We start from the raw sequence: 26,161 nt of genomic DNA on the forward strand, positions 1-26,161 counted from the left end.
GTAGACTGACATGGTTACTTGACACCAGACAAAACTCGATTATGTCAAAGCCGAAGCCAGCCCCGTTGCCTCCGGGCACAGTTGTGGGTGGTTATCAGGTCGTCAAGAAGCTTGCAGCCGGTGGTTTTGGCGTGGTTTACCTGGCCGAAGACCCTGACAAGCGGTTGGTAGCCCTGAAAGAATATCTGCCCGCCTCCCTGGCCGAACGCGCCGCGGGGGAACTCATTCCGCGCGTCAAACCGGACAAGCAGCCGCTTTACCGCCTGGGCTTGAAGAGTTTCTTTGAAGAAGGCCGTTCGCTGGCGCAGATTGCACACCCCAGTGTGGTCTCGGTGCTGAACTTCTTCCGAGAAAACGAAACCGTCTACATGGTGATGAACTACTTGCAGGGCGACACCCTGCAGGATTTCATCGTCACGGCCCGCGACCTCAAACGTGACAAGGTGTTCCGCGAGTCGACCATTCGGTCGCTGTTCGACGAAATTCTGCGTGGCTTGCGCATTGTTCACCAGCACAAGATGCTGCACCTGGACATCAAGCCCGCCAACATCTTCATCACCAACGACAACCGAGCGGTGCTGCTTGACTTCGGTGCTGCGCGCGAGGTGCTGTCCAAGGAAGGCAACTTCATTCGCCCGATGTACACACCGGGCTTTGCGGCGCCGGAAATGTATCGCCGCGACGGATCTCTGGGCCCCTGGACTGACATCTACGCGATTGGCGCCTGCATTTATGCGTGCATGCAAGGCTACCCGCCCAACGATGCGCCCCAGCGGCTTGAAAAAGACCGTCTGAGCCTGTCGCTGTCGCGCCTGCGCAATGTCTACTCTGACAACCTGCTGGAAGTCACTGAGTGGTGCATGTCGCTTGACCCATTGGCCCGGCCCCAGAGCGTGTTCGCCCTGCAAAAGGAACTCGCCCGCGAGACCGAACGCCGCTATTCGAAGCTGACCTTCTCCGAGCGGGTCAAGCTGCAACTTGAAAACCTCAAATCAGGCGCAAAGGCTTGAGGCTGGCATGAGATTCTCCGTCTACCAAATCAGCCGCAAGGGCGGTCGCGAAAAAAACGAAGACCGCATGGGCTATTGCTACACGCGGGATTCCGGCCTGTTTGCCCTGGCAGATGGCATGGGCGGCCACCCCGAAGGGGAAATGGCCTCGCAACTGGCCCTGCAAACCATGGCTGCGCTGTATCAACGTGACGCACGCCCCTCGCTGGAAGACCCCATCCGCTTCCTGCAGGACGCGGTCATGGCAGGCCACCACCAGCTGCTGCGCTACGCCAGCGAAAAGGGGCTGATGGACACGCCCCGCACCACCATCGTGGCCTGCATCATGCAAGGCAACTCAGCCTACTGGGCCCATTGCGGTGACTCTCGCCTGTATTTCGTTCGCGGCGACAAGCTGCTGGTGCGCACACGGGATCACTCCTACTCCGAGCTGCAGCAATCCCTGTCCAGCGTGGTGCCACTGAACGAGCGCTACAACCGCAACGTGTTGTTCACGTGCCTGGGCAGCCCCGGCAAGCCCGTGGTCGATACTGCCGGCCCCATCCTGCTGCAGGAAGGCGACCGCATCATGCTGTGCTCCGATGGGCTGTGGGGCACCGTGGAAGACGACGAAATCACCCGACATCTGTCGACCCGCACCATTTCCGATGCCGTACCTGAACTGGTGGAAGTGGCTTTGCGCAATGGCGGCGTGAAGTGCGACAACGTGACCGTGCTGGCCGTGGAGTGGGAATCGGCAGAGAACGACGAAGCCCCCAACGTGGAAACCGATACGCTGGGCGAAGAGGTTTTTGCCTCGACGATCCAGGCCAGCGTGGGCGGCTCGGGCGAACACACCGATCTGGGTGGCCTGGATGAACTCGACGAGGCCGAGATCGAGCGCTCGATTCGCGAAATCAACGAAGCCATTCGCCGCTCGGCCAATGCTGCCAACGGCGGCAAGAAGAACTGACTGACTCCCAGGAGCCCTCATGGCTTATCAACGCGCGCACGGTCGTGCGCATGATGCATTGCGCCCGCTCACCATTGCCCGCGGCTACACCAAACACGCAGAAGGCTCGGTTCTGATCTGCTTCGGCGACACCAAGGTGTTGTGCACTGCTTCGGTGGAAGAGCGCGTGCCCCCTCACAAGCGTGGCAGCGGCGAAGGCTGGGTCACCGCCGAGTACGGCATGCTGCCGCGATCCACTCACACCCGATCTGACCGGGAAGCTGCTCGCGGCAAGCAATCGGGCCGCACCCAGGAAATTCAACGGCTGATCGGTCGAAGCTTGCGCGCCGTGTTTGACCTGGCCGCTCTAGGTGAGCGCTCCATCGTGATCGACTGCGACGTGATTCAAGCCGATGGCGGCACTCGCACTGCAGCCATCACCGGCGCTTATGTTGCCGCCGTCGACGCCGTTCACGGCTTGATGACTCAAGGCAAGATTGCAGCCAGCCCCATCCTTCACCCTGTGGCCGCCATCAGCGTGGGCATTGTGGAAGGCACCCCCCTGCTCGACCTGGAGTACACGGAAGACTCGGCGTGCGACACCGACATGAACGTGGTCATGACCGGCGCAGGCCATTTCGTGGAAGTGCAAGGCACCGCTGAAGGCGTGGCCTTCACGCGAAGCGAGATGGACCAACTGCTGAACCTGGCAGAAAAGGGCATTCGCCAGTTGCTGGAAGCCCAAACCGCCGCGCTGGCCCAGCCGTTGAGCAAGGCATGAGCAAGACGCTGATCCTGGCGTCGAACAACGCCAAAAAGCTCAAGGAACTGCAAGCCTTGATGGCCCCGCTCAACCTGACCCTGGTGACCCAGGGATCGCTGGGCATTCCGGAAGCAGAAGAGCCCCATATCACCTTCGTCGAAAACGCCTTGGCCAAAGCACGGCATGCGGCTCGTGAAGGCCAAGGCCCCGCGATTGCCGACGACTCGGGGTTGTGTGTTCGCGCCCTGGGCGGCGCACCCGGTGTTCGCTCTGCCCGCTATGCGGTGGACGCAGGCCGCATCGCCGAAGGTCTTGACCGCGAAACCATTGACGCAGCCAACAATGCCTGGCTGCTTGACCAGATGCAGGCGCAAACTGACAGGCACGCGCACTTCATTTGCGTGCTGGTGGCGGTGCGGCACGCGGACGACCCTGAGCCGCTGATTGCACAAGGCACCTGGTCGGGCGAATTGCTCCACAAACAGCAAGGCGAACATGGCTTTGGCTACGACCCCTTGTTGTGGCTGCCAACCTATTCGCAGAGCGCTGCACAACTGGCACCCGAAATCAAAAATGGCATCAGCCATCGGGCCCAAGCCTGTGAACGCATGCTGAATCTGATTCGTGAGCAATGGGCGCCGGGTTCTGACAACTTGTGGCCCTGGCAACGCACATGATCACTTTGCACCGACCGGGGGCGCTGCAAGCCTTGCCCCCTTTGTCACTCTACATTCACCTGCCCTGGTGTTTGCGCAAGTGCCCATACTGCGATTTCAACTCGCATGCCTCACCGGCATCTGCCAATGTGCCAGCGCAAGGCATGTTGGACGCTGACACGGAAACGCGCTACCTGAATGCCTTGTGCGCCGATCTCGAGTCGGCCCTGCCGCAAATCTGGGGACGACGCGTCCACACTGTGTTCATCGGGGGCGGCACACCCAGCCTGTTTTCACCGCAAGGCATCGACCGCCTGCTGGCCGATGTGCGCGCCCGACTGCCGCTGGAACCCGACAGCGAGATCACACTGGAAGCCAACCCAGGCACCTTCGAGAAGGACCGTTTCAAGGCCTTTCGGGAAGCTGGCGTCAACCGACTGTCCATTGGCGTGCAGAGCTTTGAGGACAGCAAACTCAAAGCTCTGGGCCGAGTGCACAGCGGCGATCAAGCTCGTGCCGCCGTAGAAGAAGCCGCAACCTGCTTCGATACGTTCAACCTGGACCTGATGTACGCCCTACCCGGCCAGACCTTGGCTGACCTGCAAAGCGACATTCAGACCGCGCTGTCATTCCGCCCGCCCCACCTGTCGCTGTACCACCTGACGTTGGAGCCCAACACGGTCTTCGCTACGCGACCGCCGCAAGATCTGCCAGATGACGACACCGCATTTGACATGCTCGATTACCTGACCGAGCAAACCACGCAGGCAGGGCTGCAACGCTATGAGGTATCCGCTTATGCCCGCCAGGGGCATCAGTGCCTGCACAACCTCAACTATTGGCAGTTTGGCGATTACCTTGGCATCGGGGCTGGCGCGCACAGCAAAATCAGCTTTCCCGACCGCATCGTGCGACAGGTTCGCTGGCGTGAGCCGGCTACCTACATGGACAAGGCCATACAAGGTGCAGCCTGTTCAAACGAACAGGAAGTGGCACTGAACGCCCGCCCCTTCGAGTTCATGATGAACGCGCTGCGACTGAAAGACGGCTTCGAATTGCTCCGCTTTCAGGAACGAACTGGCTTGACACTGGCCAGCATCCAGCAAGCGATGAACCAGGCCGAAGCACAGGGCCTACTGGCTCGCGATCTGGCCCGAGCGTGGCCGACCGAAAAAGGCTTCGACTTCCTCAGCGACCTGCAAGCGCTCTTTCTGCAAGACTGAGCGCCCCCTACAATTCGGCTCATGCCAGCCGACCTGCTCAGTGACAGCACGGTGGCCTTTATCGAACGCGAAGTCGCGATTGATCTTGCCTCGTGCTCTGCCACCCTTCGCCCAAGTTCATGCCGCGGTTTTGCCTGTCGCGTGTCGGCAGACCGTCGGCGCATCACCGTGTTCGTGCGGCGCACAGAGGCTAGCCAGCTTCTGCAAGACGTACTCAGCCAGGACACGTTGGCTGCCGTCTACTGTCTGCCTGAAACCGAAGCGGCCATTCAAATCAAGGGCCATCAGATCAGCCTGCAAGCGGCGTCAACTGAAGACATGGCAGCGATTGAAGATTACTGTCAGCGCTTCCTGAACGGTATTGTTCAAATTGGATTTGATCGCACTTTCGGACAGACCCATATGTCGGTCGAGTCCGGCCAGATGGTGGCCTTGAGTTTCACACCGCTGGTGGTGTTTGAACAAACACCGGGACCTCGAGCTGGGCAACCCATTCCAGGAGCCTCGGCATGACGGTGTGTATCGCAGGCCTTCGCAACTGCTTCGAAGGCGCCATTCCCAGTGCCCTGGCCACCTGCTCGCAAGATGGCACCCCCAATATCGCATACCTCTCGCAAGTACAGTACGTCGACCATCGCCATGTGGCGCTGACCTTTCAGTTCTTCAACAAGACCCGACAGAACATTCTGAGCAACCCTTACGCCTTGCTGAAGGTCGTAGACCCGATCTCAGGCAGTGGCTACAGGCTGCACGTTCGTTACCTGCGCACTGAGACACATGGGCCGCTATTTGAGAGCATGAAAGCCAAGTTGGCGGGCATTGCATCGCACACGGGCATGGCTGACATCTTCAAGCTCCTGGGAGCCGACATCTATGAAGTGCTGGAAGTCGATACAGCGGTGGTGGCCAAGCAGATTCCTGCACTCAGCAGCGGCGATCAACTCCCCAAGCTTCGCCTGATGAGCAACATGCTCAACGCCAGCAAAGACTTGAATGAACTGCTGGATAACACGCTGTCGGCCCTGAACCTGGCTTGCAGCATTCAGCACATCATGATCCTCAAGCTGGATGAATGTGGCGAGCGCTTGTTCACCGTCGCAAGCCGGGGCTACGACAACCCCGGCGTCGGCTCCGAAATCCCGATGGGACACGGCGTGATCGGCGTTGCAGCGCGCGAGCGAACGCCCATTCGCATCTCGCACATGACCAGCGAATACATCTACGGCAAAGCCGTTCGCGCCAGTGCCGAAGCATCGGGGCTGCACCACCAACTCGAGACAGCCATTCCCATGCCCGGCCTGCCTGAAAGCCGTAGCCAGTTGGCCGTACCGATTGTGGCTGGCACGCAGCTTTACGGGGTGCTGTATGTCGAAAGCCCAGAAGACCTTCGCTTCACATACGACGATGAAGACATGCTGTCCACACTGGCGCAGCAGTTCGGCTGGATGGCCAAGGCGCTGACCTGCGCAGACGCCAGCGAAACCATCGAGGCAGACACTCCTCTCATCCAGACCAAAGAACAAGCGGCCGGGAGAGTCGTCTCGGTGCGCTACTTCTCCGCCGATCACAGCGTCTTTCTAGACGATGATTATTTGATCAAAGGCGTTGCTGGCGCCATTTTCTGGAAGCTGGTTCAAACAGCCGAACAGGAAGGCCGCTTGCACTTCACCAATCGGGAACTGCGTCTTTCACCCGAACTGGGGCTACCTGACATCAGTGACAACCTTGAGGCCAGATTGGTGCTACTGCAGCGCCGCCTGGCGGAACGGCAGGCTTGCGTACAGATGACCAAGACCGGTCGAGGGCGCTTTGCCATCTCGATTGCACACCCCTTGAAGCTGACTCAAGTCGATTAGACCAGGCAGCCAAGGGTGCGCAACGAGGAAGGAAGCCCTCAGCCATGCGTGGCAGCTTGGTAGTTCAACGCCCCTGCCAGTTTTTGCCAGGCACGCGGTGTCAACAAGGTCTGGGCAACCGCCATTTGAGAGTGAAACACCGGCTCGGGCATACCTTGCTGCATGCCGCCCAGCATGGCCACACGCTCAGGATGCGACAGGCTAGGAATCATCCACCGAAAATGAATCGCCATTTCCTCAGGAGGAATGCTCGACACCAAAGCCACATGGATGCCGCCCAACTCTTCATCTGAATAGTGCGACCACAGCACTTGGTTGTTGTGACTCTCTTCCAGCATCATGTGCTCGAGGTTATCGGCCACAAACAGACTCAGTTCCTGGTACAGCGTCAGCCAGGCATCGCCGCCATCAGCTCGCTGCTCTGGCGAGTCTGCAACTGACACCAACTGTGTCAGTTGATTGATATGCGCCATGTGCTCGACATGGTCGCCCTGACATTGTCGGGCACTACCCGGGCTACGGCGCTCCATGGCGACATGGATGAAGTCGTTTTCGTGGCTCAAATGTGCCTGGCAGATCGACAAGAGCGTGCGCACTTGCTCAAGAGCCTTGTCTCGTTCACTTGCGTCGGCAGGATCCGTCGCGCCAACCAGTTGAACCGTATCAGCCATGAATGCGCGCAGGCCCTTATGAACCGATTGATAAAGGTTCAGGCGTCCGGCTTGATTTGTCTGAGTGCTCATGATGAATTCCCTTGCTGTCCTTCGTGAATGGATGCAGGGAACTGTATCGAGGGCACACACAGCCGTTTCGTAAATGCTTGCTCAGGGAAACTTAAAAATCACTTAAGCCGCAGCCCAAAGAAAAAAGCCGCCAGCCCGTAAGGCTGACGGCTTCGCTTCCTGAGCCTTCAGGTGATCAGGCTGCCTTTTTCTCGTCGCGCAGTTCGCGGCGCAGGATCTTGCCCACATTGGTCTTGGGCAGATCAGCACGGAATTCAATGAACTTCGGACACTTGTAGCCGGTCAACTGCTCGTGGCAGAAGGCCTTCAGCGCCGCTTCGGTCAGCGACTCGTCCTTGCGTACCACATAGATCTTCACGGCTTCGCCGGACTTCTCGTCTGGCACGCCCACGGCGGCACATTCCATGACGGCCGGATGCATGTTGACGACTTGTTCCACTTCGTTCGGGTACACGTTGAAACCGGAGACCAGGATCATGTCCTTCTTGCGATCCACGATCTTGACCTGGCCCTTGGCATCCATCACGCCGACGTCACCCGTGCGGAAGAAGCCATCGGCTGTCATGACCTTGGCCGTTTCGTCGGCACGGTTCCAGTAGCCCGCCATCACCTGAGGACCGCGGATGGCGATTTCGCCCACACCGCCAATGTCGAGGTGGTTGCCGTCGTCGTCCATGATGGCGATTTCGGTGGAAGGCAGCGGCAGGCCAATGGTGCCGGTGAAATTGCGGTTATCCAGACGGTTGGCTGTTGCCACGGGCGAGGTTTCGGACAAACCATAGCCTTCGACAATCGGGCAACCCGTGACCTTCAGCCACTTCTCGGCCGTCGCTTGCTGCACAGCCATACCACCGCCCATCGACACCTTCAGGCCAGAGAAATCAACCGACGCAAACTCGGGCACGTTGGCCAGGGCATTGAACAAGGTGTTCACGGCGGGGAAGAGATTGACCTTGAACTTCTTCAGGGTGGCAATCACGGCCGGCAGATCGCGCGGGTTAGGAATCAGGATGTTCATGCCGCCCAAACGAGCCCCCATGAAGTAGCACACCGTCAAAGAGAAGATGTGATACAGCGGCAACGCACACACGATGGAGACGCCGCCAGTGCCCAGCTTCGACAGTTCGGGCTTGAACCAAGCCTCGCACTGCAGAATGTTGGAAGCCACATTGCGATGCAGCAGCGTAGCGCCCTTGGACACGCCGGTGGTGCCGCCGGTGTACTGCAGGAAAGCCACATCAGTGGCAACCATCTTCGGACGGGTGTACTTGGCAGAACGACCTTGGGCGACGGCGTCATTGAAAGCCGTGACCTGACGACCGCCCGTGGTGGGGATCTTGTAGGCCGGAACCATCTTCTTGACCTTGCGGACCACGAAGTTGACGATCGTGCCCTTCAACCAAGGCAGCATGTCGCCCATCGACGCCATCACCACGTGCTTGACGCTGGTGCGCTCGATCACTTCTTGCAGGGTGACGGCGAAGTTCTCCAGGATCACGATGGCTTCTGCACCGGCATCCTTGAGCTGGTGCTCCAACTCACGTGGGGTGTAGAGCGGGTTCACGTTCACCACCACATAGCCTGCACGCAGCACAGCCGCGATGGCCACCACGTACTGAGGGGTATTGGGCATCATCAAGGCGATGCGAGCCCCCTTGGCCAGCCCCTTGGACTGGAACCAGGCAGCCAGCGACCGAGACATCTCGTCGACCTGGGCGAAGGTCCAGCGAACGTCCATGAAAGCGGCCATGTCGCGGCTGGCGTACTGCTTGAAGGATTGATCCAGCAGATCAACCAGCGAGGCGTATTCGTTTGGGTTGATCTCTGCGGGGACACCGGGCTCATACTGAGCCAGCCAAGGTTTTGCTGCGGTCATCGCCATCCTCTTCTATATATGGACTCAAAGGGTTCAAATCGCTCGCTCCCAGACGAGCAGATCAGCAAGCGGCTTCGGGATTCTGCAACAACACGTGACAGGGGTATTCCCGGCATTTACCCGCCCCTCATGTGAGTGCGATCCCACGACAATTTCACAAAGCGGAATCATTAGGGCGAATCCCCGTGCCAAACGGGCTGCATTCAGGTGCACAATGCGAACCAATGTGACATCACATGTTTCCTGTTTGTGCAATTTGCACACGAGGTCTTTTCATGAATGATCAAGCTCGATCCTTGCCCGCCTCGCCCCGGCGACGTTGGCTGATGAAAACCGCCGTCGCCCTGGGCGCGGCGGGCGCCGCACTGGGTGGCTCCATATTCTGGCATCGCGGCATGTCCGATGGGCGCATGACCGAACACGGTCTGGAGGTTCTCAAAGGACTGGCGCGCGGCATCCTGCCAGGCTACCTTCCCACCGCCCCGGCAGCCAGACAGGCTGCACTGGACACGCATGCGCAACGCATGGGTCAATACCTCAACAACCTGCCTGAGGCAGTTCGCCTTGAAATCAACGCATTGCTTGGTCTGCTCGCGAACCCGGCAACTCGCTACCTCGTCACCGGACTGAGTCAGCCCTGGTCTCAGGCACCCGACGAAGCCATCACGCAGGCACTGGAGCGCATGCGCATGCATGCCCTTCCGACCACCCAGATGGCCTACCACGCTGTGCGCGACATCACCTGCATGATGTTCTTCACCAACCCCGACAACTGGAAGCTGGTGGGCTACCCCGGCCCGATGGAACTATGAGCAAACTGCCTGACCTTTTCCGCCAAGGGCTGCAAAGCGGCTGGAAAACCTTTCACGGCGAGCAAGGCCTGCCTGAGCGAATCACTTGCGACGTTGCCATCGTTGGCACCGGTGCAGGCGCCGGAATCACAGCTGAGATCCTGACCAAGGCTGGGCTGGATGTCGTCCTGATTGAAGAGGGCCCGCTGCGAACCAGCAGCGACTTCAACCAGCGCGAGTCAGAAGCCTACAGCACCCTGTATCAGGAAAGTGGTGCGCGCCGCAGCACCGACAAGAGCATCTCGATTCTGCAAGGTCGCTGCGTAGGCGGCACCACCGTCATCAACTGGACCAGCTCGTTCCGGACCCCACCCGACACCCTCAGTCATTGGCAAAAACAGTTCGGGCTGAACGATTTTTCCGAGGAAAGCATGGCGCCCTGGTTCGCTCAGGCTGAACAGCGGCTGAACGTCCATCCCTGGGAAGGGCAGCCCAACGCGAACAACGAGGTGCTGCGAACCGGCTCCGAGAAACTCGGCATCAAGGCCAAAGTCATTCCTCGCAACATCAAGGGCTGTTGGAATCTCGGCTCGTGCGGCATGGGCTGCCCGACCAACGCCAAGCAGTCGATGCTGATCACCACCATTCCCGCTGCACTCCAAGCCGGCGCCCGGCTCTTCTACCAGACCCGGGCTGAGCGACTGGAAATTGGCGACAAGCAAGTGCAATCGCTGATCTGCAGCGGCATCAAGGTCAACGGTGACAAAGCCTCGGACAAGATCATGCGCGTGGTAGCCCGCCACTACGTGATCGCAGGTGGCGCGATCAACTCGCCCGCGCTGTTGATGCGATCCAACGCACCCGACCCTTACAAGCTTCTGGGCAAGCGGACTTTCCTGCATCCGGTTGCTTTCTCATCCGCCGTGTTCGAGCAACGCATCGAAGGCTGGAGCGGCGCCCCACAATCGATTTACTCGGATCACTTTCTGCATACCCAGCCGATCGATGGGGAAATTGGCTACAAGCTGGAAGCGACTCCGATGCACCCGGGTCTCAGTGGCATTTTGCTGGGCGGCGTCGGGTCCACGCTGGCAGAACGGTTCAGCCACTACCCGCACACCCAACTGATGCTGGCACTGATGCGAGACGGCTTTCACCCCGAGGCCGCTGGCGGCGAGGTCAAGCTGAATCTGAATGGCTCGCCAGCGCTCGACTATGCCCTGACGCCTTACATTCTCAACGGCTTCCGCAGAGCCCTGCTGAGCATGGCGGAAATCCAGTTTGCCGCGGGAGCGAAGATGGTTCTGCCTGCTCACGAGCAAGGACAGTACTACCGCTCATGGGACGAGGCCCGCAAAGCCATCGCTGCGTTCGATATGAAACCCTATCTCACTGGCGCGGGTAGCGCCCATGTGATGGGAGGCTGTCGAATGGGCGGCGATGAAAAAATGGGCGTGATCCGCCCCGATGGCCAACACTGGCAGCTGTCCAACGTATCCGTTCATGACGGCTCGATCTTCCCCACCAGCATTGGCGCCAACCCGCAGCTGTCCATCTACGGGTTCACGAACCGGCTTGCGACGCAGTTGGCCAAGCGGCTGACAGGGAAGGACGTTCAGCTGGCCTGACCACCGCCCCCAGGCGGTAAGCCACCCACCCGCAACAGGCTGCCAAAGCGAGATGTCGAATCGCATGGCCGCTGATAGCCTGGTGGGTGGCGTCAAAGATCCAGCCATCACCCCAATCAACGGCTTGAGCCACCACAAAGCTCAACTGTGAACGCAGCCAGTCCTGCCGACTCAACAAATGACCATTGAGCGTCCACGCGCCGGCGGCGACCAACAAAACAGGCAGCATCTCAAGCCACATCAAAGGCCGCAAATCACCCACCTGATCTTGCTCGGCGGTGAAGATCCACCACACCCCACCCAGCAAGGCAGCCAGCAGGCCGACGGCAACTGCCCCCGAGTGCCCCATGCGCCGATCCACCCGCTCAGCGAGAAACGCCAGCGCGAACAGAGTCGACGCCGCCGATTTCGGCACCTGATCCCACATGAACGACGCATCATCAGGCGCATAGTGGTAGGCCATACCGCCAACGGTGGCCAGCAACTGGCACACGAAAAACCAGAACCAGATCCAGCGCAAGCGCTCGCCAGCCGGCAATCGAGACACACGCCACAGCCCCCAAATGCCCACCGGGATCAGCGGCAAATGTGACAGCACATTGAGTGCGTTCGGCAGGCCACGCCAACTCCGCTGGTCGGCAAACTGGTGCATGTGCGAGGCCAGCACCACCGGCCCCCAGGCCAACAAGCCAACCACACCGGCAAGGGCCATCGCGACCATCAGTATCAAGGTGGCCTGCCGGGTCAGCTGAGACGACATCCCCGACGGCACCGATCGGACAAAATCCTGATTCATGCGCACACCACAGGTGAAAACCTCGATGGCGCGCAGTGTGACCGCTTTCACCCACAACATCAACCCAAAAAGAAAACCCCGCCGAGGCGGGGTTTTCTGTTCAGATCAGGAAGATCTTACTTGTTGCGTGTGCCAACCACTTCGATTTCAACACGGCGGTTCTTGGCGCGACCGGCATCGGTCTTGTTGTCGGCCACTGGCTGTGCAGCGCCCTTGCCTTCGGTGTAGACGCGAGCACCGTCAATGCCCTTGGAAGTCAGGTACGACTTCACGGCGTCAGCACGCTTGACCGACAGCTTCTGGTTCAGATCAGCCGAGCCGCGCGAATCGGTGTGACCCACAGCCACGATCACTTCCAGGTTCACGCTCTTGACCTTGTCAGCCAGCTCGTCGAGCTTGGCCTTGCCTTCAGGCTTCAGATCAGCCTTGCCGGTATCGAAGAATGCGTCGGCAGCGAAGCTGACCTTTTCAGTCTGAGGGGCAGCAGGCACTGCAGCTGGAGCGGGTGCAGGAACAGGCGCTGGCACCACGACAGGAGCTGGGGCGGGAGCCGGAGCTGGGGCCGGAGCGGGCGCGGGAGCAGGTGCCGGTGCAGGAACACCATCACAACCCTGAACACCGGTTTGAGGCGTCCAGAAATTGTCACGCCAGCACAGTTCGTTGGTGCCGTTCTTCCAGACGGTGCCATCGGTGGCACGCCAGTTGTCGATGGCTTGAGCCTGAACGGCGCCAGCGGCAGCAACGAAAGCGAACAAAGCAGCGACTTTATTGAGATTGTTCATGTGGGGTCCTCACGAATTAGGTGCAGTGAATACTGCGATGCCACAAGGGTTAGTCCTTGCAACAAGGGCCTCGATGATTGTGCCATAGGGCTTTTTTCCCACCCAGCCCTGTCGCACACCGTGATCCCCTAGCTCATCACCCAGCTGTTGCGATCGCGAGACAGATTCAGCCAATTACAATCACTCCTTTGCCATCGCGCGGGCAGCTTGTGTGCTGCCCGCGCCAAAAAAGACTCCAGCTCGCATGACGCAATTCGCCAAAGAAACCCTGCCCATCAGCCTCGAAGAGGAGATGCGCCGTTCTTACCTCGATTACGCGATGAGCGTGATCGTCGGTCGTGCCCTGCCCGATGCCCGTGACGGCCTCAAGCCCGTTCACCGGCGCGTGCTGTTCGCGATGCACGAGCTCAACAACGACTGGAACCGCCCATACAAGAAGTCGGCTCGCATCGTGGGCGACGTGATCGGTAAGTACCACCCGCACGGCGACTCGGCGGTGTACGACACCATCGTGCGGATGGCGCAGGACTTCTCGCTGCGCCACATGCTGGTCGATGGCCAGGGCAACTTCGGCTCGGTGGACGGTGACAACGCCGCGGCGATGCGTTACACCGAAATTCGCCTGGCCAAGATTGCGCACGAAATGCTGGCCGACATCGACAAGGAAACCGTCGATTTCGGACCCAACTACGACGGCTCTGAAAAAGAACCGCTGGTTCTGCCCACCCGCTTGCCCAACCTGTTGGTCAACGGCTCGGCTGGTATCGCGGTGGGCATGGCCACCAACATTCCGCCTCACAACCTCAATGAGGTCGTGGACGCCTGCCTGCATTCGCTGAAGAACCCCGACTGCACGGTCGATGAGCTCATGGAGATCATCCCCGCGCCCGACTTCCCCACCGCCGGCATCATCTACGGCTTGAGCGGCGTGCGTGAAGGCTATCGCACTGGCCGTGGCCGTGTGGTCATGCGCGCCCGCGTGCACTTTGAAGACATCGGCAAGGGCGACCGTCAGGCCATCATCGTTGACGAGATCCCTTACCAAGTCAACAAGAAGAACCTGCTCGAACGCATCGCCGAGTTGGTCAACGAAAAGAAGATCGAAGGCATCAGCCACATCCAGGACGAGTCCGACAAGTCCGGCATGCGCGTGGTGATCGAACTCAAGCGCGGTGAAGTGCCTGAGGTCGTGCTGAACAATCTGTACAAGCAGACCCAGCTGCAAGACACCTTCGGCATCAACATGGTGGCGCTGATCGACGGTCAGCCCAAGCTATGCAACCTGAAGGACCTGATCACGGTCTTCCTGGAACACCGCCGCGAAGTGGTGACCCGCCGCACCGTGTACGAGCTGCGCAAGGCGCGCGAACGCGGTCACGTGCTGGAAGGCCTGGCCGTGGCGCTGGCCAACATCGACGAGTTCATCGAAACCATCAAGACCAGCCCCACCCCACCGGTGGCCAAGCAGGCCCTGATGAGCAAGAGCTGGGATTCGTCGCTGGTGCGCGAAATGCTGTCGCGCACCGAGGGCGATGCCAAGCTGTATCGCCCCGAAGGCCTGCCCATGCAGTTCGGCATGCAGCCCGATGGTCTGTACCGTCTGTCAGACGACCAAGCCAGCGAAATCCTGCAGATGCGTCTGCAACGCCTGACCGGCCTGGAGCAAGACAAGATCATTGGCGAGTACAAAGAGGTGATGGCTCACATTGCCGACCTGCTCGACATCCTGTCCAAGCCCGAGCGCGTGTCCTTCATCATCTCGGAAGAGCTGATCGCTATTCGTCAGGAATTTGGTCAAACCAAACTGGGCGCCCGCCGCTCGACCATCGAGCACAACGCGCAAGAGCTGGGCACCGAAGACCTGATCACCCCGACCGACATGGTCGTGACCATCTCGCACACCGGCTACATCAAGAGCCAGCCGCTGAGCGAGTACCGCGCCCAGAAGCGCGGCGGCCGCGGCAAGCAAGCCACCGCCACGAAGGAAGACGACTGGATCGACCAGCTCTTCATCGCCAACACCCACGACTACATCCTGTGCTTCAGCAACCGGGGTCGCGTGTACTGGGTGAAGGTGTGGGAAGTGCCACAGGGTTCGCGCAACTCGCGCGGCAAGCCCATGGTGAACATGTTCCCGCTGGAAAAGGACGAGAAGATCAACGTGGTGCTGCCGCTCACCGGCGAGTTCCGCACCTTCCCTGAAGACCACTATGTGTTCATGGCCACCGCCATGGGCACAGTCAAGAAGACCCCGCTGACCGACTTCAGTAACCCTCGCAAGGCCGGCATCATCGCCGTGGGCCTGGACGAAGGTGACGTGCTGGTGGGCGCCGCCCTGACTGACGGCAAGCACGATGTGATGCTGTTCTCTGACGGCGGCAAGGCGGTTCGCTTCGATGAAGAGGACGTGCGCCCCATGGGCCGCAGCGCCCGGGGCGTGCGCGGCATGATGCTGGAAGAAGGCCAATCGGTCATTGCCATGCTGGTGGCCGAGGACGAATCGCAGTCTGTTTTGACCGCGACCGAGAACGGTTATGGCAAGCGCACCAGCATCGTCGAGTACACCCGCCACGGCCGCGGCACCAAGGGCATGATCGCCATCCAGCAATCTGAGCGCAACGGCAAGGTCGTGGCCGCCACCTTGGTGCGCGCCGAAGACGAGATCATGCTCATCACCGACAAGGGTGTGGTCGTGCGCACCCGCGTGGCTGAAATCCGTGAGCTGGGACGCGCCACTCAAGGCGTGACCCTCATTTCTTTGGATGAAGGCGCGAAACTCATTGGCCTGCAACGGATCGCAGAGAACGACGCCAACAGCGACGCGGCCAGCGAGGCCACAGGCGAAGAAGGCGACTCCGAAACCGGCAACGACACCGACAGCGGTGCCGACGCCTCCTGAACCACTCCAACCGGATCCTGACCATGCTGAAAAAACTGGCCCTGACCACTGCCCTGATTGGCGCTCTGGTCGCCCCAGCCGCCCAGGCACAAACCGCTGCCAAAAAAGAGCTGATCAACAAGCTGCTGGTGTTGCAACAACCCGCCATTGACGCGGCCGCCCGCAACATCACCGATCAGCAACCCATGCAGATGGCTGCGGCCGCGCAAAAAATGATTGTGCAAAACGTGCCTGAAGACAAGCGCGTGGCCACGGCACAAGCGGTTGATGCTGAGCTGAAGAAGTACGTCGACACGGCCGGCCCGATCATTCAGGCCAGCGCCAACAAACTCGCTCAGTCCACCCTCACGCCAGCACTGGATGAAAAGTTCACCGAAGAAGAACTTCGTACCTTGGTGACCATTCTGGAATCGCCCGTGTTGAAAAAATTCCAGTCTTCGCTGCCGGAAATGACCGACAAGCTGCTGGAAAAAATCATTGCTGACGCCCGCCCGGCGGTCGACCCAGCCTTGAACAAGGCTGCGGCGAATGTGCGCCAGATCCTGGCCAACGCGTCCGGTGGCGCCAAAGCCGCCCCTGCCGCCAAACCCGCGAAAAAATAAGCTGAATTGCCATGAGCCGCCCATTCAATTTCTCTGCCGGCCCGGCCACCCTGCCGGAAGAAGTTCTGCAACAAGCTGCCGCCGAAATGCTCGACTGGCAGGGCAGCGGCATGGGCGTCATGGAAATGAGCCATCGCGGCAAGGAGTTCATTTCGATCGCGCAACAGGCCGAAGCCGATCTGCGTGAACTGCTGGCCATTCCGGCCAACTACAAGATCCTGTTCATGCAGGGCGGCGCCATTGCCCAAAACGCCATCCTGCCGATGAACCTGTCACGAGGCAAACGCGCCGACTACGTCATCACAGGCTCGTGGTCGCAGAAATCGGCCAAGGAAGCACGCAAGTATTGCGAGGTGCATGTGGCGGCCACCAACGAAGGCGACCACCACACCACCCTGCCCGACTACGGCAGCTGGAAGATCAGCGACAACGCCGCCTATGTGCATGTGTGCAGCAACGAAACCATTCATGGCGTCGAAATGCACGAACTGCCGGATCTGGCGGCACTCGGCACCGATGCCCCCCTGGTGATCGACTGCTCATCGCACATCGTCTCGCGCCCCATCGACTGGCGCCGCGTGGGCGTGGCCTACGCTGGTGCGCAGAAGAACATCGGCCCCGCAGGCCTGACCCTGGTCATCATTCGCGAAGACCTGATCGGCCACGCGCTGCCGATCACCCCCTCGGCCTTCGACTACAAGATCGTGGCCGACAACGAGTCGATGTACAACACCCCGCCCACCTACCCTTGGTACCTGGCCGGCCTGGTGTTTCAGTGGATCAAACGCCAGCGTGAGGGCGACCTCACGGGCATGGCAGCCATCGAGGCCCGCAACGTGGCCAAGGCCAAACTGTTCTACGACTACGTCGATGCGTCTGGCTATTACGTCAACAAAGTGGCTGCCAACTGTCGTTCGCGTATGAACATCCCGTTCTTCCTGCCCAACGACCAGCTCAACGACGCCTTCCTGGCAGGCGCGAAGGCACATGGCTTGCTTCAACTCAAAGGGCACAAGAGCGTGGGCGGCATGCGCGCGTCCATCTACAACGCCATGAACCTGGCAGGCGTCGAAGCCCTGGTCGCTTACATGAAGGATTTCGCTGCATCTCATGGCTGAGCATTTCCAACCCGACAACCGCCCCGTCGACGAACAACTCGGCGAACTGCGTGTTCAGATCGACGCCCTCGATCAGCAGCTGCTGACGCTGCTGAATCAGCGCGCGCGCTTGGCGCAGGCGGTTGGCGAAGTCAAAAAGATCGATGGCTCGCCCGTGTTCCGCCCCGATCGCGAAGCCCAGGTCATCGACCGACTCAAGCAGCGCAACCCTGGCCCCATCCTGGCTGACAGCATTGCCCCGATCTGGCGCGAGATCATGTCGGCCTGTCGTTCGCTGGAAGGGCGCCAGAAAGTGGCGTTTCTGGGGCCCATTGGCACCTTCACGGAGCAGGCCGCCATCAACTACTTCGGCTCGTCGATCGACGCGCTGGCCTGCCCGAACATCGATGAAGTCTTCCGCGCCACATCGGCTGAGGCGGCAGACTTCGGGGTGATTCCAATCGAGAACTCCACCGAAGGTGTGGTCACTCGGTCCCTGGACCTGTTGCTGCAGTCGAGGCTGACCATCGTGGGTGAAACCAGCTTGCTGGTCACCCACAATCTGCTGCGGCAGGTTCCCAATCTGGACAACATCTCAGCGGTATGTGCTCATCCGCAAGCCCTGGCTCAGTGCCAAGGCTGGCTGACCCAAAACCTGCCGCATGTCGAACGACGCGCCGTCTCAAGCAATGCCGAAGGCGCTCGCCTGGCCAGCCAGGACGCCAGCATCGCTGCCATTGCCAGCGAACGGGCCGCATCACAATACGGCGTGCATGTCGTTCAGAAGGCCATTCAGGACGACCCGCACAACCGCACGCGGTTCGTCATCATCACCACCCCCGAGAAGCACAAGCCCGCGGCACCGACGGGACACGATTGCACGAGCGTCGTGGTGTCAGTCAATAACCGACCCGGTGCGGTTCATGACATGCTGGTGCCGCTGAAGCGTCACAATGTGTCCATGAGCCGCCTGGAATCGCGGCCAGCCCGCTCGGGTCAGTGGGAATATTTGTTTTTCATCGACCTGGCCGGCCATCCGGAACAGGACAATGTGGCAGCCGCCCTGGAAGAACTGCGTCAGCAATGCTCGTTCTTCAAGCTGTTGGGCAGCTACCCATTGGATACGCACTAATTTGCCCTTGAAGGATTTCGCAGGATGTTCAACCAACTCGGCTTGATCGGCTGTGGCCTGATGGGGGGGTCCTTTGCCCTGGCTTTGAAAAAGGCTGGCCTGGTCAAACGCGTGGTCGGGTACAGCAAATCCCCCTCCACCACAGAAAAAGCCAAACGCCTGGGCGTCATCGATGTCGCCGCCGAATCGGCACTGCTGGCCGTCTCCGGCTCCGACATCGTCATCATCGCCGTGCCGGTGGCAGCCAGTGAAGGCACCTTCCGCGCCATCCGGCATCTGGTCGACCCCGGCGTGCTGTTCATGGACGTGGGCAGCACCAAGCGCGATGTGGTCGATGCGGCCCGTCGCGTGTTGAAAGAGCGGCTGCCGGCCTTCGTGCCCGCCCACCCCATTGCAGGACGCGAAGTGGCTGGCATTGAACATGCCGACCCGCTGCTGTACCAGGGCCGCAAAGTCATTCTGACGCCCTTGCCGCAAACCGACGCCACTTTGGTGCAAAAGGCCACCGACGTCTGGGCGGCCATTGGCTGCCAGGTGCTGAAGATGACGCCGGAGCACCATGACTCAGCATTCGCCGCCGTCAGCCATCTGCCTCACCTGCTGGCTTTTGCCTACATGAATGCCTTGGCCGAACAGCCTCTGGGGCAGGAGTTCCTGTCGCTGGCCGGCCCCGGCTTCCGCGACTTCACCCGCATTGCGGCCAGCGAACCCACCATCTGGCGCGACATCCTCTTGTCCAACCGGGAAGAAATCCTCAAGCAATCGGCAGCCTTCCGCGAAGCCCTGGAACACCTGGAACGCAATATGCGTGACTGGAACGGCGGCCCGTTGCAAAGCCTCATCCAGACGGCCTCCGACGCCCGCAGCCAATGGCAACTGGGCGGCAAGACTCCTGGCAGCCGCTGAATCAGAATCTGCATGTACACGACCGCTTTTCTTGACCTGCCGCCCCTGCTCGAAGCGGGCGGCAAGGTCCGACTTCCCGGCTCCAAGAGCATTTCCAACCGCGTCCTGCTGCTGGCAGGCCTGAGCGAAGGCACCACGGTCGTTCACGACCTGCTGGCCTCTGATGACACCCGCGTCATGCTCGAAGCCCTGCGCGCACTGGGTTGCGACATCCAGCAAAGCGGCGACACCGTCCACATCACGGGCCTGGCAGGCAAGCTGTCGGTCTTCAAGGCCGAATTGTTCCTGGGCAATGCGGGCACCGCCATGCGCCCGCTGACTGCGGCGCTCGCGGTCCTTTCCGCCACGCAAGGCGGCACCTTCGAGCTCAGCGGTATTCCGCGCATGCACGAGCGCCCCATTGGCGATCTGGTCGACGCCTTGCGCCCGCTGGGTTGCGACATCGAGTGTTTCGGCAAGGAAGGCTACCCGCCCCTGCGCTTGCGCGGCGGCAAACTGAACCTGTCTGCCCCCATCCGTGTACGGGGCGATGTCTCCAGCCAGTTCCTGACTGCGCTGCTGCTGGCCTTGCCCCTGGTTTCACAGAATCAGGCCCTGACCATCGAGGTCGAAGGCGAACTGATCTCCAAACCTTATATCGAGATCACGCTCAACCTGCTGGCGCGTTTCGGCATTCAAGTGCAACGCCAAGGCTGGGAGCGCTTCATCATCCCGCAAGGCTGCCGTTACCAATCTCCAGGCGAAATCCACGTTGAAGCCGATGCCTCGTCGGCCTCGTACTTCATCGCCGCTGGCGCCCTTGCCGGCATCCACGAGCCCGTGCGTGTGGAAGGCGTGGGTGCCGCTTCGATCCAGGGCGACATTCGCTTCATCGACGCGGCTCAAGCCATGGGCGCACAGGTCACCAGCGGCCCCAACTGGCTGGAAATCCGCCGTGGCGCCTGGCCCTTGAAGGCGATTGAACTGGATTGCAACCACATTCCGGATGCCGCCATGACTTTGGCGGTGATGGCCCTGTACGCCGAAGGCACCACCCGCCTGACCAACATCGCCAGCTGGCGCGTGAAGGAAACAGACCGCATCGCGGCAATGGCCTGCGAGTTGCGCAAACTGGGCGCGACCGTGGTCGAAGGGCAAGACTTCATCGAAGTCACGCCACCGGCCGGCACTTGGCAGCACGGCAGCATCCACACCTACGACGACCATCGCATGGCCATGTGCTTCTCGCTGGCGGCCTTCAGTCCGCTGGCGCCGAAGGCGCCGGGCCAGACCACCTCGGTGCGAATCGATGACCCCCGCTGCGTGGGCAAAACCTTCCCCGATTACTTCGAAACCCTGTTCCAGGTCGCCCGCACCAACCCGGATCTGATCCCGGTCATCACCATCGATGGCCCGACCGCCTCTGGCAAAGGTACCTTGGCCAGCGCCTTGGCCACCCGGCTGGGCTACAAATTCCTCGACTCGGGCTCGCTGTACCGTGTCACCGCCTTGGCCGCTGTCACGCGCGGCATCAGCACCGACGACGAAGCCGGCCTGGAGCAACTGGCGCGCAAGATCGGCCACGAACTACCCCTGCGCTTCGAAGCCCACCACGTCTGGCTGGATGGTTGCGACGTCAGCGACGAACTACGCCGCGAAGTGATTGGTCAAACGGCCTCGAAGATTTCCGCCTACCCCGGCGTGCGCCAGGCCCTGGTGGAGTTGCAGCTGTCATTCCGCGGCCTGCCTGGCCTGGTCGCCGACGGTCGCGACATGGGCACAGTGATCTTCCCGGACGCCGGCCTGAAGGTGTTTTTAACGGCCACCGTTGCAGAGCGCGCGGAACGCCGGTATAACCAATTGATTTCAAAAGGGATTTCTGCTAATCTAGAAGAGATTTGTGCAGATCTGGAAGCGCGCGACTTGCGGGATCGTACCCGCGCCATTTCGCCTCTGGTCCCTGCTGCAGACGCTCGTTTGCTCGACAACTCAGCCCTGACGATCGATGAATCGGTCGACACCGTGCTGGGCTGGTGGGTAGACGGCTGGCCTCACGTGCTGGTCAAAAACTGACCAACCGGGGCTTTTTCAAGGCTGTGACACCCAGCCCTTGCTGCCAGGCAAGGGCTTGATTCGTCAGAGCGGACCGCAAGATCCGCCCGGATGTCATGTTCTTCAACCCAACCCGTTCTGGTCGTTCCTGTCGATCCGAGCGTTTCCGCTGGCACCCGCCAGCACAGGAAATTCCATGTCTGAATCTTTTGCCGCCCTTTTTGAAGAGTCGCTGCAGCGCGCCAACATGCGCACGGGCGAAGTCATCACCGCTGAGGTGGTGGCCGTCGAACACAACTTCGTGGTTGTGAACGCAGGTCTGAAGTCTGAAGCCTACGTGCCAATCGACGAGTTCCGCAACGACCAGGGCGAGATCGAAGTCCAAGTGGGCGACTTCGTGTCGGTGGCCGTTGATGCCATCGAAAACGGCTATGGCGACACCATCCTGTCGCGCGACAAGGCCAAGCGTCTGGCTTCGTGGCTGTCGCTGGAAACCGCTCTGGAGTCTGGCGACTTCGTGACCGGTACCGTCAATGGCAAGGTCAAGGGTGGCCTGACCGTGTTGGTCAACGGCATCCGCGCCTTCCTGCCCGGTTCGCTGCTGGACACCCGCCCTGTGAAGGACATGTCTCCCTTCGAGGGCAAGACCATGGAATTCAAGGTCATCAAGCTGGACCGCAAGCGCAACAACGTCGTGCTGTCGCGCCGTGCTGTGGTTGAAGCTTCGATGGGCGAAGAGCGCGCCAAGCTGATGGAAACGCTGCGCGAAGGCGCCATCGTCCAAGGCGTGGTCAAGAACATCACCGAATACGGTGCGTTCGTGGACCTGGGCGGTATCGACGGCCTGCTGCACATCACCGACATGGCATGGCGCCGTGTCCGTCACCCTTCCGAAGTGGTGACCGTGGGCCAGGAACTGTCGGCCAAGGTCCTGAAGTTCGACGCCGAGAAGAACCGCGTCTCGCTGGGTCTGAAGCAAATGGGCGACGATCCATGGGTTGGCGTTTCCCGCCGTTACCCTGCCTCCACCCGTCTGTTCGGCAAGGTCACCAACATTGCTGACTACGGTGCATTCGTTGAGATCGAACCCGGCATCGAAGGCCTGGTGCACGTCTCCGAAATGGACTGGACCAACAAGAACGTGGCTCCCAACAAGATCGTCAACCTGGGCGACGAAGTGGAAGTCATGGTCCTGGAAATCGACGAAGACAAGCGTCGTATCTCCCTGGGCATGAAGCAATGCAAGCCGAACCCATGGGACGACTTCTCGCAGAACTTCAAGCGTGGCGACAAGGTCAAGGGCCCTGTCAAGTCCATCACTGACTTCGGCGTGTTCGTGGGCCTGGCTGCCGGCATCGACGGCCTGGTTCACCTGTCCGACCTGTCTTGGAACGAACCCGGTGAAACCGCCGTTCGCAACTACAAGAAGGGCCAAGAAGTTGAAGCCGTGGTTCTGGCCATCGACGTCGAGCGTGAGCGCATCTCGCTGGGCATCAAGCAACTGGACGCTGACCCCTTCACCAACTACACCTCGGTGAACGACCGTGGCATGAGCGTGACCGGCACCGTGGCAACCGTGGATGCCAAGGGCGCTGAAATCAAGCTGGCCGACGACGTGATGGGTTACCTGCGCGCTTCGGAAATCAGCCGTGACCGCGTTGAAGACGCTCGTAACGTGCTGAAGGAAGGCGACGAAGTCACCGCGATCATCGTCAACATCGATCGCAAGACTCGCAACATCCAGTTGTCGATCAAGGCCAAGGACAACGCAGAGCAACAAGAAGCTCTGCAGCGTCTGAGCAGCGACAACACCAAGGAAGGTTCCGGTACCACCAGCCTGGGCGCCCTGCTGAAGGCCAAACTGGACCAAAACAACGGCTGATTCAGCCTTTGATCATCGGGGGTCTATGACACCATAGTCCCATCGATACACAGCCCTGGACCTGCTACCCGCGGGTCAGGGGGCTGTGATGAATGAAACCCGCGCGGTGCATTCATCACAGCCTCAGATTTCAAGCCATTTCCATGACCCGATCCGATCTCGTGGCTCGCCTGGCCGAGCGCTTTGGACAACTCACCCAACGCGACGCCGAATTTGCCGTCAAGACCATCCTGGACGCCATGTCGGATGCGCTGGCAAGAGGCCACCGAATCGAGATTCGCGGTTTCGGCAGCTTCTCGATCAACCGTCGCCCGCCCCGCATGGGTCGTAACCCACGCTCCGGCGAGCAGGTTCTGATTCCAGAAAAACTCGTTCCGCACTTCAAGCCAGGCAAGGCCCTGCGCGAAGGCGTGGACAAACAAGGCCAGGCACAAGAAGCCGAAGCCGCCCCTTCTACTTCACCGACCCAATCCTGACACCATGCGCACCTTGAACTGGTTGTGGCGAGGCTTCCTGTTTTTCGTACTGTTCGCCTTTGCGCTGAACAACCGGCACGAGGTCGATCTGCATTGGTTCTGGGGCTATCACTGGCAAGCCCCCATGGTGATGGTGGTGCTGGCGGTATTTGGCATGGGCTGCGTATCCGGCGTACTGGCCATGTTGCCCAGCTGGTGGCGCCATCGCAAAGACGCGAAGCAGCGCCTGCGTTGGCTGCCTGATGCCATCAGCACCGGCGATGCACCGGTCAATCACACCCCTTACGCGTCGGCAGCAGCCTCACGCTCGGGCCCTGTGACCTTGCCCGCCGAGCTGCCCTTCCCACCTGATATGCCTGCGCCACGCAAACCCGCGAAGTAATCGCGGCAAAATAGGCGCATGGATTTCGAACTGCAATGGCTGCTGCTGGCCTTTCCGCTGGCATTCCTTCTGGGCTGGGTCGCCTCTCGCCTGGACCTGCGTCAACTCAAGCGTGAAGACCGCGCTTCACCTCAAGCCTATTTCAAGGGCCTGAACCTGCTGCTCAATGAGCAGCAGGACAAGGCCATCGACGCCTTCATCGAAGCCGTCCAGCACGACCCCGACACCTCCGACCTGCACTTTGCTTTGGGCAATCTGTTTCGCCGTCGAGGCGAATACGAGCGTGCCATTCGTGTGCACCAACACCTGCTGGCCCGCGCCGACCTGCGCCAGGAAGAGCGCGAAAAGGCGCAACACGCCTTGGCCAATGACTTCATGAAAGCAGGGCTGTTTGACCGCGCCGAAGAAGCCTTCAAGGCCCTGGAAGGGACCGCTTTCACCACCGACGCCCGCTTGGCCCTGCTGAACCTGCACGAACGTTCACGCAACTGGCACCCCGCCATCGAGGTGGCGCACCGCCTGGAATCGTCGGGCACGGGCTCGTTCTCGCAACGCATTGCCCATCACTGGTGCGAGGTGGCACAGGAAGCCGATGCGCGCGGACGCGGCGACGAGGCCGATCAGGCCCTGGCTCGGGCACGGGAAGCGGCCCCGCAGGCCGCCCGGCCCCTGGTCATCATCGGCCAGCGCTGGGTTCGCCAAGGCGAACCGGCCAAAGCCCTGCAGGCATGGGACGAGTTGATGGCACTGCAGCCCCAATCGTTCTCCTTGATTGCCATGGACTACGCCAAGGCCGCGCAAGCTTGCGGCGCAAGCGAAGGAGCCTTGAAAAAGCTCGATGCCCTGTATGCCCAGGTGCCATCGATCGACATTCTGAACGCGTGGAACACCATGCAGCCTGACGCGCAACTGCGTCGCCAACGGCTGATTGCCCACATCACGACCCAGCCATCGCTGTCAGCCGCGCAAGGCCTGATTCGCGAACGCCTGACCACCGATCAACCGCTGGACAAGCCAGAGATCGAAAAACTGCAAACTGCCATGGCAACCGCTGCCAAACCGCTGCAGCGTTATCGCTGCGCGGCCTGCGGGTTTGAGGGCCAGCACTACTTCTGGCAATGCCCGGGCTGCCAAGGCTGGGACACCTACCCGCCCCGGCGCCTGGAAGATCAGTGAGTGTGGTGGTGCTCTCCATGGGGGTGTGCCATTTGCTGCGCCCGCACCGGCACCTGCACGGTTTGCTTGGTGACTTTGCCGTCTGCCCCCTTGATCAACAGCGTGACGGGGATGGTGCTGCCGTCTGAGAGCGACTGCTTCAGATCGACCAGCATCAGGTGATGCCCACCAGGCTTGAGCGACACTTTGGTACCGGCTGGCAAAGCGAGGCTGTCAATGGCTCGCATGCGCATCACATCGCCATCCATGACCATTTCATGGAGTTCGGCACGCTTGGCCACTTTGGACTCAAACCCCACCAGGGTGACGGCCTGGGGGCTGGTCAAGTCCATGAATCCGCCGGTGGCTTGCTGTCCTTTGACCGTGGCTCGAACCCAGGCCCCATCGACCTGCACAACCGGGGCCTGCGCCCCCGCCTGAGCCGTAACGCTCTGCGCGTGAGCCACACCGTCGAGGCCACACAGCACCATCAAACTCAAAGCCACCAAACGCACACGATGTCGAACTTGCATTGACGCTTCCT

24 protein-coding genes are annotated in these 26,161 nt (G+C 60.6%); 19 read left to right on the forward strand and 5 right to left on the reverse strand.

Annotated features, from left to right (window positions below):
- The first annotated feature begins 41 nt into the window (after window positions 1–41).
- Genes VFW72_RS14610 through VFW72_RS14640 form a run of 7 tightly spaced genes read left to right on the forward strand, consistent with a single transcriptional unit; the run spans window position 42 to window position 6,439 of the window.
- The gene (locus VFW72_RS14610; protein ID WP_329675042.1) at window positions 42–1,010 is read left to right on the forward strand and encodes a serine/threonine-protein kinase; all 969 of its coding nucleotides are present in this window, start codon (window positions 42–44) and stop codon (window positions 1,008–1,010) included.
- Between the two features lie 7 nt (window positions 1,011–1,017).
- Entirely contained in the window at window positions 1,018–1,962 is a 945-nt protein-coding gene (locus tag VFW72_RS14615) for a PP2C family serine/threonine-protein phosphatase (RefSeq protein WP_329675043.1), read from the forward strand.
- Between the two features lie 19 nt (window positions 1,963–1,981).
- A complete protein-coding gene (rph, locus tag VFW72_RS14620) occupies window positions 1,982–2,722 on the forward strand; it encodes a ribonuclease PH (RefSeq protein ID WP_329675044.1) in 741 nt (246 codons plus the stop codon).
- Entirely contained in the window at window positions 2,719–3,381 is a 663-nt protein-coding gene (rdgB, locus tag VFW72_RS14625; RefSeq protein ID WP_329675045.1) for an RdgB/HAM1 family non-canonical purine NTP pyrophosphatase, read from the forward strand. The genes rph and rdgB overlap by 4 nt, the downstream gene beginning before the upstream one ends.
- Complete coding sequence (gene hemW, locus VFW72_RS14630; protein WP_329675046.1) at window positions 3,378–4,583, forward strand: radical SAM family heme chaperone HemW; 1,206 nt, start codon at window positions 3,378–3,380, stop codon at window positions 4,581–4,583. Before rdgB ends, hemW begins: the two co-directional genes overlap by 4 nt.
- A gap of 21 nt (window positions 4,584–4,604) precedes the next feature.
- Window positions 4,605–5,096, forward strand: coding sequence for a hypothetical protein (locus VFW72_RS14635; protein WP_329675047.1), 492 nt, complete (start codon window positions 4,605–4,607; stop codon window positions 5,094–5,096).
- Window positions 5,093–6,439, forward strand: coding sequence for a GAF domain-containing protein (locus VFW72_RS14640; RefSeq protein WP_329675048.1), 1,347 nt, complete (start codon window positions 5,093–5,095; stop codon window positions 6,437–6,439). The genes VFW72_RS14635 and VFW72_RS14640 overlap by 4 nt, the downstream gene beginning before the upstream one ends.
- A gap of 38 nt (window positions 6,440–6,477) precedes the next feature.
- On the opposite strand, the gene VFW72_RS14645 is transcribed toward VFW72_RS14640, so the two are convergent.
- The gene (locus tag VFW72_RS14645) at window positions 6,478–7,182 is read right to left on the reverse strand and encodes a hemerythrin domain-containing protein (RefSeq protein WP_329675049.1); all 705 of its coding nucleotides are present in this window, start codon (window positions 7,180–7,182) and stop codon (window positions 6,478–6,480) included.
- 175 nt (window positions 7,183–7,357) lie between these two features.
- Window positions 7,358–9,064: a long-chain-fatty-acid--CoA ligase gene (locus VFW72_RS14650; RefSeq protein ID WP_329675050.1), complete on the reverse strand. Its 1,707-nt coding sequence runs from the start codon at window positions 9,062–9,064 to the stop codon at window positions 7,358–7,360.
- Window positions 9,065–9,333: 269 nt separating this feature from the next.
- Here VFW72_RS14650 and VFW72_RS14655 point away from each other — a divergent pair, with 269 nt between their 5' ends.
- Window positions 9,334–9,870 carry a hypothetical protein gene (locus tag VFW72_RS14655; protein WP_329675051.1) on the forward strand — a complete coding sequence of 179 codons (537 nt, stop codon included), beginning with the start codon at window positions 9,334–9,336 and terminating at the stop codon, window positions 9,868–9,870.
- Complete coding sequence (locus VFW72_RS14660) at window positions 9,867–11,477, forward strand: GMC family oxidoreductase (RefSeq protein ID WP_329675052.1); 1,611 nt, start codon at window positions 9,867–9,869, stop codon at window positions 11,475–11,477. The genes VFW72_RS14655 and VFW72_RS14660 overlap by 4 nt, the downstream gene beginning before the upstream one ends.
- Here the strand turns inward: VFW72_RS14660 and VFW72_RS14665 are convergent.
- Window positions 11,413–12,273 carry a hypothetical protein gene (locus tag VFW72_RS14665; protein WP_329675053.1) on the reverse strand — a complete coding sequence of 287 codons (861 nt, stop codon included), beginning with the start codon at window positions 12,271–12,273 and terminating at the stop codon, window positions 11,413–11,415. The genes VFW72_RS14660 and VFW72_RS14665 overlap by 65 nt on opposite strands.
- Before the next feature lie 116 nt (window positions 12,274–12,389).
- A complete protein-coding gene (gene ompA, locus VFW72_RS14670) occupies window positions 12,390–13,055 on the reverse strand; it encodes an outer membrane protein OmpA (protein ID WP_329675054.1) in 666 nt (221 codons plus the stop codon).
- Window positions 13,056–13,299: 244 nt separating this feature from the next.
- On the opposite strand from ompA, the gene gyrA reads away from it, so the two are divergent.
- The 10 genes from gyrA to lapB all read left to right on the forward strand — a co-directional run bounded on the left by gyrA (window position 13,300) and on the right by lapB (window position 25,638).
- Window positions 13,300–15,954 carry a DNA gyrase subunit A gene (gene gyrA, locus VFW72_RS14675; protein ID WP_329675055.1) on the forward strand — a complete coding sequence of 885 codons (2,655 nt, stop codon included), beginning with the start codon at window positions 13,300–13,302 and terminating at the stop codon, window positions 15,952–15,954.
- 23 nt (window positions 15,955–15,977) lie between these two features.
- The gene (locus VFW72_RS14680) at window positions 15,978–16,556 is read left to right on the forward strand and encodes a hypothetical protein (RefSeq protein WP_329675056.1); all 579 of its coding nucleotides are present in this window, start codon (window positions 15,978–15,980) and stop codon (window positions 16,554–16,556) included.
- Between the two features lie 11 nt (window positions 16,557–16,567).
- A complete protein-coding gene (serC, locus tag VFW72_RS14685) occupies window positions 16,568–17,674 on the forward strand; it encodes a 3-phosphoserine/phosphohydroxythreonine transaminase (protein ID WP_329675057.1) in 1,107 nt (368 codons plus the stop codon).
- The gene (pheA, locus tag VFW72_RS14690) at window positions 17,667–18,785 is read left to right on the forward strand and encodes a prephenate dehydratase (protein ID WP_329675058.1); all 1,119 of its coding nucleotides are present in this window, start codon (window positions 17,667–17,669) and stop codon (window positions 18,783–18,785) included. Before serC ends, pheA begins: the two co-directional genes overlap by 8 nt.
- A 24-nt stretch (window positions 18,786–18,809) precedes the next feature.
- Window positions 18,810–19,691: a prephenate dehydrogenase gene (locus tag VFW72_RS14695; RefSeq protein WP_329675059.1), complete on the forward strand. Its 882-nt coding sequence runs from the start codon at window positions 18,810–18,812 to the stop codon at window positions 19,689–19,691.
- Between the two features lie 12 nt (window positions 19,692–19,703).
- Window positions 19,704–21,743, forward strand: a complete 2,040-nt coding sequence (locus VFW72_RS14700; RefSeq protein WP_329675060.1) for a bifunctional 3-phosphoshikimate 1-carboxyvinyltransferase/cytidylate kinase — start codon at window positions 19,704–19,706, stop codon at window positions 21,741–21,743.
- A 175-nt stretch (window positions 21,744–21,918) separates the two neighbouring features.
- Complete coding sequence (rpsA, locus tag VFW72_RS14705; protein WP_329675061.1) at window positions 21,919–23,604, forward strand: 30S ribosomal protein S1; 1,686 nt, start codon at window positions 21,919–21,921, stop codon at window positions 23,602–23,604.
- 143 nt (window positions 23,605–23,747) lie between these two features.
- Entirely contained in the window at window positions 23,748–24,080 is a 333-nt protein-coding gene (locus VFW72_RS14710) for an integration host factor subunit beta (RefSeq protein ID WP_329675062.1), read from the forward strand.
- Between the two features lie 4 nt (window positions 24,081–24,084).
- A complete protein-coding gene (locus tag VFW72_RS14715) occupies window positions 24,085–24,462 on the forward strand; it encodes a LapA family protein (RefSeq protein WP_329675063.1) in 378 nt (125 codons plus the stop codon).
- 18 nt (window positions 24,463–24,480) lie between these two features.
- Window positions 24,481–25,638 (forward strand): lipopolysaccharide assembly protein LapB, encoded by a 1,158-nt coding sequence (lapB, locus tag VFW72_RS14720; RefSeq protein ID WP_329675064.1) that lies wholly within the window; start codon window positions 24,481–24,483, stop codon window positions 25,636–25,638.
- Here the strand turns inward: lapB and VFW72_RS14725 are convergent.
- Entirely contained in the window at window positions 25,632–26,150 is a 519-nt protein-coding gene (locus VFW72_RS14725; protein ID WP_329675065.1) for a copper chaperone PCu(A)C, read from the reverse strand. The two genes, lapB and VFW72_RS14725, sit on opposite strands and share 7 nt — an antisense overlap.
- Window positions 26,151–26,161: the final 11 nt, after the last annotated feature.

The sequence above is a fragment of the Aquabacterium sp. genome, from assembly GCF_036273115.1.
In the GTDB taxonomy this organism is placed as follows: domain Bacteria; phylum Pseudomonadota; class Gammaproteobacteria; order Burkholderiales; family Burkholderiaceae_C; genus Aquabacterium.

Bases quoted from the DNA above. Each gene is read 5' to 3' on its own strand.
- VFW72_RS14610 (WP_329675042.1), top strand. From the start codon at position 42: ATGTCAAAGCCGAAGCCAGCCCCGTTGCCTCCGGGCACAGTTGTGGGT.
- VFW72_RS14615 (WP_329675043.1), top strand. From the start codon at position 1,018: ATGAGATTCTCCGTCTACCAAATCAGCCGCAAGGGCGGTCGCGAAAAA.
- rph (WP_329675044.1), top strand. From the start codon at position 1,982: ATGGCTTATCAACGCGCGCACGGTCGTGCGCATGATGCATTGCGCCCG.
- rdgB (WP_329675045.1), top strand. From the start codon at position 2,719: ATGAGCAAGACGCTGATCCTGGCGTCGAACAACGCCAAAAAGCTCAAG.
- hemW (WP_329675046.1), top strand. From the start codon at position 3,378: ATGATCACTTTGCACCGACCGGGGGCGCTGCAAGCCTTGCCCCCTTTG.
- VFW72_RS14635 (WP_329675047.1), top strand. From the start codon at position 4,605: ATGCCAGCCGACCTGCTCAGTGACAGCACGGTGGCCTTTATCGAACGC.
- VFW72_RS14640 (WP_329675048.1), top strand. From the start codon at position 5,093: ATGACGGTGTGTATCGCAGGCCTTCGCAACTGCTTCGAAGGCGCCATT.
- VFW72_RS14645 (WP_329675049.1), bottom strand. From the start codon at position 7,182: ATGAGCACTCAGACAAATCAAGCCGGACGCCTGAACCTTTATCAATCG.
- VFW72_RS14650 (WP_329675050.1), bottom strand. From the start codon at position 9,064: ATGGCGATGACCGCAGCAAAACCTTGGCTGGCTCAGTATGAGCCCGGT.
- VFW72_RS14655 (WP_329675051.1), top strand. From the start codon at position 9,334: ATGAATGATCAAGCTCGATCCTTGCCCGCCTCGCCCCGGCGACGTTGG.
- VFW72_RS14660 (WP_329675052.1), top strand. From the start codon at position 9,867: ATGAGCAAACTGCCTGACCTTTTCCGCCAAGGGCTGCAAAGCGGCTGG.
- VFW72_RS14665 (WP_329675053.1), bottom strand. From the start codon at position 12,273: ATGAATCAGGATTTTGTCCGATCGGTGCCGTCGGGGATGTCGTCTCAG.
- ompA (WP_329675054.1), bottom strand. From the start codon at position 13,055: ATGAACAATCTCAATAAAGTCGCTGCTTTGTTCGCTTTCGTTGCTGCC.
- gyrA (WP_329675055.1), top strand. From the start codon at position 13,300: ATGACGCAATTCGCCAAAGAAACCCTGCCCATCAGCCTCGAAGAGGAG.
- VFW72_RS14680 (WP_329675056.1), top strand. From the start codon at position 15,978: ATGCTGAAAAAACTGGCCCTGACCACTGCCCTGATTGGCGCTCTGGTC.
- serC (WP_329675057.1), top strand. From the start codon at position 16,568: ATGAGCCGCCCATTCAATTTCTCTGCCGGCCCGGCCACCCTGCCGGAA.
- pheA (WP_329675058.1), top strand. From the start codon at position 17,667: ATGGCTGAGCATTTCCAACCCGACAACCGCCCCGTCGACGAACAACTC.
- VFW72_RS14695 (WP_329675059.1), top strand. From the start codon at position 18,810: ATGTTCAACCAACTCGGCTTGATCGGCTGTGGCCTGATGGGGGGGTCC.
- VFW72_RS14700 (WP_329675060.1), top strand. From the start codon at position 19,704: ATGTACACGACCGCTTTTCTTGACCTGCCGCCCCTGCTCGAAGCGGGC.
- rpsA (WP_329675061.1), top strand. From the start codon at position 21,919: ATGTCTGAATCTTTTGCCGCCCTTTTTGAAGAGTCGCTGCAGCGCGCC.
- VFW72_RS14710 (WP_329675062.1), top strand. From the start codon at position 23,748: ATGACCCGATCCGATCTCGTGGCTCGCCTGGCCGAGCGCTTTGGACAA.
- VFW72_RS14715 (WP_329675063.1), top strand. From the start codon at position 24,085: ATGCGCACCTTGAACTGGTTGTGGCGAGGCTTCCTGTTTTTCGTACTG.
- lapB (WP_329675064.1), top strand. From the start codon at position 24,481: ATGGATTTCGAACTGCAATGGCTGCTGCTGGCCTTTCCGCTGGCATTC.
- VFW72_RS14725 (WP_329675065.1), bottom strand. From the start codon at position 26,150: ATGCAAGTTCGACATCGTGTGCGTTTGGTGGCTTTGAGTTTGATGGTG.